Genomic DNA, 5,421 nt, shown 5'->3' on the forward strand with positions numbered 1-5,421 from the left:
TGATCTGGCCTGACGCCAGAAGCTGACATCTACACCCGTCACGACTGGCAGTGCGGACAGTAGAACGTCGAGCGCTGTCCCAGCGTGACATTCCGGATGCCGGTGCCGCACACTTTGCATGGCTCGCCTTCGCGGCCATACGCGAAGAGCTCCTGGAAGAAGTAACCCGGTGCACCGTCCGGCGCGAGGAAATCGCGCAGGGTGGTGCCGCCGCGCTCGATGGCATGGGCCAGGATGCGTTTGACTTCCGTGGCGAGCCTTGCATACCGCGCGCGGGAGATCGTCCCGGCCTTGCGCCGGGGGTCGATCTTTGCCGCGAACAGCGCTTCGCTGGCGTAGATATTGCCCACGCCCACCACCACGGCGTTGTCCATCAGCAGCGTCTTCACCGCCGCACTGCGGTTGCGCGAGGCGCTCCAGAGGGTATCGCCGTCGAAACCGTCGGTGAGGGGCTCGGGCCCGAGGTTCTTCAGCAGCTCGTGCGTCTCGAACGGTCCCTGCCATAGCAGGCTGCCGAAACGACGCGGATCGGTGAAGCGCAGCATGTCGCCCGAATCGAGCACGATGTCCACGTGGTCGTGTTTGCCCGGCGGGGTGTCGTCGGGCAATACACGAAGGACGCCGGTCATGCCCAGGTGCACGATGGCCGTGCCGGCCTGGCTGTGGACCAACAAAGACTTGGCCCGGCGTTCCACCGCATCGATACGTTGGCCGGGTAGCAGCGCCGCCACGGCGGTGGGAATCGGCCAGCGCAGGTCCGCGCGTCGCAATACGACACGAGCCACCGTGCGGCCCACGATGTGCGGCGCGATCCCGCGCCGCGTGGTTTCGACTTCCGGAAGTTCAGGCACGGGGCGGCTCAGCTCCAGTCGGCATGGAAACTGCCCTTGTCATCGATGCGCTCGAAGGTGTGCGCGCCGAAGAGGTCGCGCTGGGCCTGGATCAGGTTGGCTGGCAGCGTCTGGGTCCGGTAGCCGTCGAAGTAGGCGATGGCCGAGGAGAAGCATGGCACCGGCACGCCGGCCTGCACGGCGGCAACGACCACCTCGCGCAGGGCGTCCTGGTATTTCTCCGCGATGTCGGCGAAATACGGCGCCATCAGCAGGTTGGTCAGGTCGCTGTCCTGCGCGTAGGCGTCGGTAATTTTTTGCAGGAAACGGGCGCGGATGATGCAGCCGGCGCGGAATACCTTGGCAATCTCGCCGTAGTTGAGCTTCCATTTGTACTCGGCCGAGGCCGCCCGCAGCTGGGCAAAGCCCTGCGCGTAGGACACGATCTTGCTGAAGTACAGCGCCTTGCGCACCGATTCGACCAACGCCTCGCGATCGGCACCTTTGGTTGCCTTCGGACCCGTCAGCTTCTTGCTGGCAGCGACGCGCTCGTCCTTCATCGATGACAGCACGCGCGCGAACACCGCTTCGGTGATCAGCTGCAGCGGTACGCCCAGATCCAGCGCACTCTGGCTGGTCCATTTGCCGGTGCCTTTCTGGGCGGCGCGGTCCAGGATCACGTCGACGAGGTCTTTACCCGTCCTGTCATCCTTCTTGGCAAAAATGCGCGAGGTGATCTCGATCAGGTAGCTGTCGAGCTCGCCTTTGTTCCACTCGGAATACACCTTGGCCAGTTCTTCATTGGAAAGGCCCAGCACGCCCTTGAGCACGGCATAGCTCTCGGCGATCAGCTGCATGTCGCCGTACTCGATGCCGTTGTGAACCATCTTGACGTAATGGCCCGCGCCATCAGGCCCCATGTACGACACGCAGGGTTCGCCGTCGGGCGCGCGCGCTGCGATCTCGGTAAGAATCGGTGCCACCAGGTTGTAGGCTTCCTTCTGGCCGCCGGGCATGATGGACGGGCCGTGCAGCGCGCCTTCCTCGCCACCGGATACGCCCGTACCGATGAAATGGATGCCGTGCGTGGCCAGTTCCTCGTTACGGCGAATGGTGTCCTTGAAGAAGGTATTGCCGCCGTCAATCAGCACATCGCCTTTGTCCAGCAGCGGAAGAAGCTCGGCGATGGTGGCGTCGGTGGCTTCACCCGCCTTCACCATCAACAGGATACGGCGTGGCTTTTCCAGCGACTGGACGAATTCCTCCGGTGAATAGGTGCCCACCAGCTTTTTGCCGGGGAACGACTTCAGCATGTCGTCGGTACGTTCCCGGCTGCGGTTGAATACCGACACGCCATGACCGCGGCTTTCGATGTTGAGCGCCAGGTTGCGGCCCATTACGGCCAGTCCGACCACGCCGATGGCTTGCTTGCTCATGGGATTTAAGCTCCGGGAAGTAAAGAAGGGACCGGTTCGATATAGGCCCGACCTAGTGGATGGCAAGGCCACCCATCATCGCTCCATGCCTGTCATCGAAACGTTGGAAACTTGGGGTCAGAGTAAACTCTGACCCCGCCTGGCCCGATGCCTGTCATCAGAACGTTGAGCCGCTAGTGCCTGGCCTGGTCCGGCCGGGGCAGGGCCTGCAGCGGGACCAGCGCGATGCGTTCGCCCACGCGGGCATAGCGGAGCTGTCCGATGGCCGCCGGCTCGCCGAATTCCAACGTGGTGCCGTCCAGCCGCAGGGTGGCCACGGGCGGCGCCAGGCCGAGCTTGGCGATGTCGAAATCGCTTGCCGGCCGCCAACTGGCCACGGGCGCTGCGGCAAGGTTGACCAGGTCCTCAAGGCGCCCCTGGTCCACGGCGGTGCCTGGCGATCCATCTAGCTGCCACGCACCGTCGCGCCGGGTCCAGGATGTCCGCGGCCCGCCGCGGAAGGCAAGTTCCACGTGCGTGATGGCGGCCTCGTCCAGCGACGAGAGCATCTGCTGTTGCGCGCGGCTGTTGTCGCGGTACACCTGCAGCCACATTGCCAGGGCAAGGAAAGCGACCACGGTGACCATGGTCAGCCGCCGAAGCGTTTGCCGCTTCACCGGCGCCGCCGCCGCCACGCGATGAATCCGCCCATGGCTGCCAAAAGCACGGGCAATCCCACCAGGAAAATCAGTGTGAGTACGTCCAGGCGCGTCTGCGACAGCTCCAGGACGCGATCAGGGGCGCCGCGCGGCGGCAAAGCCACCAGCGCGTCGTCGCCCAGCAGCCAGTCGAAGATGCGTTCGCCCAGGGCCCGGTTGCCACCGTTGCCGACGAAGGTATTGCCAAGGAAATCGCCGTCACCCACCACCACTACGCGCTGCTCGTTTTTCGCAGGGCTGGGCGACAGGCGCGTTTGTGCAAAGCCGAAATCCAGGGGGCCGCGAAGTTCGCCCGCCGCAGCGTCGTAGCGGATGGTGGACGGCTGGTCGTTGGCGATGCCGTGGAAGGCCGTCCAGCTTTGCTCGCCGGTGCGCAGGAAGGCAGCCACCGTCCAGTCGGTGCCTGACACCTTGGCCAGGCCCGCTGCCTGCGGGAACAGCGTGGTGAGGGTGAAACCGTGCGTGATCGGATGCGGCGGATAACTCACCTGCACGATCTGCCGCGGGTCGGTGAGGTTCAGGCTGGCGCCCTGGCCATCCACCAGCACACCCGCCAGCAGGCGCACGCCCAGGGCGTCGGCCAGCGGCTTAAGGCCCAGGTCCTGGTCGCCCGGCTCGGCGAGCCACAGCAGGTTGCCGCCGTTGCCGATGTAGTCAACCAGCGCCTGTACCGCGGCGGGCGATAGCGGCGCGGAGGGGCTGGCAATCACCACCAGGTCCGTATGCTCCGGCACGGCCTGGACCTGGCCGAAATTCAGCGGCACCGAGCGCAGGCCCCGCGCCTCGAACTGGGTCATGAACGTGCCCAGGTCTGCATTGGCCTTGCCGCCGGGCAAGCGCTCGCCATCGCCGGTGACGAAGCCGACGATGCGCTCGCCTCCGCGCGCCAGTCGCTCCAGGGCATTGCTCATGGAGCGTTCGGTGAGCGAGTCGTCCAGGCGCTGCACGCGGTTCTTGTAGTGGATGATCATCGCGCCGTCGTTGCTGATGCCCAGCTCGCGCATGGCGGCGGGATCTTTCTCCGGATCGACGAAGCGCAATGTGAGGTCGCGTTTGGCGCGTTGGTAGCGCTCCATGAAGGCGCCGATGTTTGCTCGAAGCTCCCCGGAGGGGCTGGCATAGCTCACCACTTCCACAGGTCCAGGCAGGCGGTCGAGCACGGCCTGGCTTTCGGCCGCGATCGAGGCGCGGCCGCCGGCGCTCCAGTCGGCGCGCACCGCATACCGCGAAGTAAAGAAGCCGACGCAGGCAGCGGCCAGCAGCAAGGCCAGCGCAAAGATCCAGCTTTCCAGGCGGCGCATCAGCGGCGACCCCGCTCGTCGGCCAGGCGCCGGCTGGCCAGTGCCAGCGACACCACGATCACGATGAGGAACCAGGCGATGTCGTTCGTCCCCACCACGCCGCGCGCCATGATCTGCAGGTGGGTGCTCATCGCCAGCCAGTCGAGGAAACCACCCTCCACACCGGCAGCGCGCGCACCTGAGTTCACCGTCCATAGCGCCAGCGCGATGATCAGCGCGGCCACCGCCGCCAGGGCGGCCTGCGCGGTGAAAGCCGAGCAGGCGATGCCGATGGCGGCGAGCGTTGCCATCATCAGGGCGCAGCCCAAGGTGGCTGCGGCAAGCTTGCCGAAGTCCAGGTGTACCGATCCTGCCAACGCCAGCGGCATCGCCAGTGCCAGCAACAGCCACAGCGCCAGCCAGCACAGCGCGGCCAGGTATTTGCCCAACACGATGTGCGAGGGCGGCTGGCCGGTGGAAAGCAGCAGCGGAAGCGTGCCCTGGCGGCGGTCACTGGCAATGAGCGTCATCGTCATCAACGGCACCACCACGAACGACAGCTGCAGCAACTCCGCCAGCAGCGGCACGGCGACAAGGTCGGTGAAGCCCGGACCGTCGGCCATCGCCGCCAGCTTCACCTGCATCTTCATGAAGGTGTCCAGCAGGAACAGATACCGCCATGCAAGCCAGCCCAGTGTGAGGGCGGCCAGCAACCAGGCCAGGGGGCGCACGCGCAAGCGGCGCAGTTCAAGATGGGCGACCGCCGTGACGCTCATGCAGCCTCCGCGCCGGTGGCGATGGTGAAGAACGTCTTGTCCAGGGTCTGGCGGTCAGCATCCGTGGCCAGTGGCCCGTCATGGCGCAGGCGGCCCTGGTGCACGATGGCCGCGCGCGTGCATACGGCCGTGACTTCGGCCAGCACGTGTGTGGAAAGGATGACCGCGCAACCGGCGGCGGCGCGCTCGGCGATGATGCTGCGAAGTTCGGCGGTCTGTACCGGATCCAGTGCATTGGCCGGTTCGTCCAGCACCAGCAGGGCCGGATCGTGCAGCAGCGCGCAGGCCAAGCCCAGTCGCTGGCGCTGGCCCTGGGATAGCACGCCTGCCACGCGCCGGGCCATCGGGCCCAGGCCCAGCCGCTCGATCACGGCCTCGACCGGGGCCTTGCCGCGCAACCC

6 protein-coding genes are annotated in these 5,421 nt (G+C 66.2%); all 6 read right to left on the reverse strand.

Annotation, left to right across the window (positions count from 1 at the left end; all coding sequences use genetic code 11):
* Positions 1–38: 38 nt before the first annotated feature.
* A complete protein-coding gene (mutM, locus tag VK519_RS06060; RefSeq protein WP_324348240.1) occupies positions 39–851 on the reverse strand; it encodes a bifunctional DNA-formamidopyrimidine glycosylase/DNA-(apurinic or apyrimidinic site) lyase in 813 nt (270 codons plus the stop codon).
* Positions 852–859: 8 nt separating this feature from the next.
* On the reverse strand, positions 860–2,266 hold the full coding sequence (gnd, locus tag VK519_RS06065) for an NADP-dependent phosphogluconate dehydrogenase (protein WP_324348242.1): 1,407 nt from the start codon (positions 2,264–2,266) through the stop codon (positions 860–862).
* Between the two features lie 173 nt (positions 2,267–2,439).
* Complete coding sequence (locus VK519_RS06070) at positions 2,440–2,940, reverse strand: DUF4340 domain-containing protein (RefSeq protein WP_324348244.1); 501 nt, start codon at positions 2,938–2,940, stop codon at positions 2,440–2,442.
* Entirely contained in the window at positions 2,919–4,265 is a 1,347-nt protein-coding gene (locus VK519_RS06075) for a GldG family protein (protein ID WP_324348245.1), read from the reverse strand. The genes VK519_RS06070 and VK519_RS06075 overlap by 22 nt, the downstream gene beginning before the upstream one ends.
* Positions 4,265–5,020 carry an ABC transporter permease gene (locus VK519_RS06080; protein WP_324348246.1) on the reverse strand — a complete coding sequence of 252 codons (756 nt, stop codon included), beginning with the start codon at positions 5,018–5,020 and terminating at the stop codon, positions 4,265–4,267. Before VK519_RS06080 ends, VK519_RS06075 begins: the two co-directional genes overlap by 1 nt.
* Positions 5,017–5,421 (reverse strand): ATP-binding cassette domain-containing protein (locus VK519_RS06085; protein WP_324348247.1); only part of this gene is annotated, 405 nt, incomplete at its 5' end. The genes VK519_RS06085 and VK519_RS06080, both read right to left, overlap by 4 nt.

Source organism: Pinirhizobacter sp. (genome assembly GCF_035317885.1).
Lineage (GTDB): Bacteria > Pseudomonadota > Gammaproteobacteria > Xanthomonadales > Rhodanobacteraceae > Pinirhizobacter.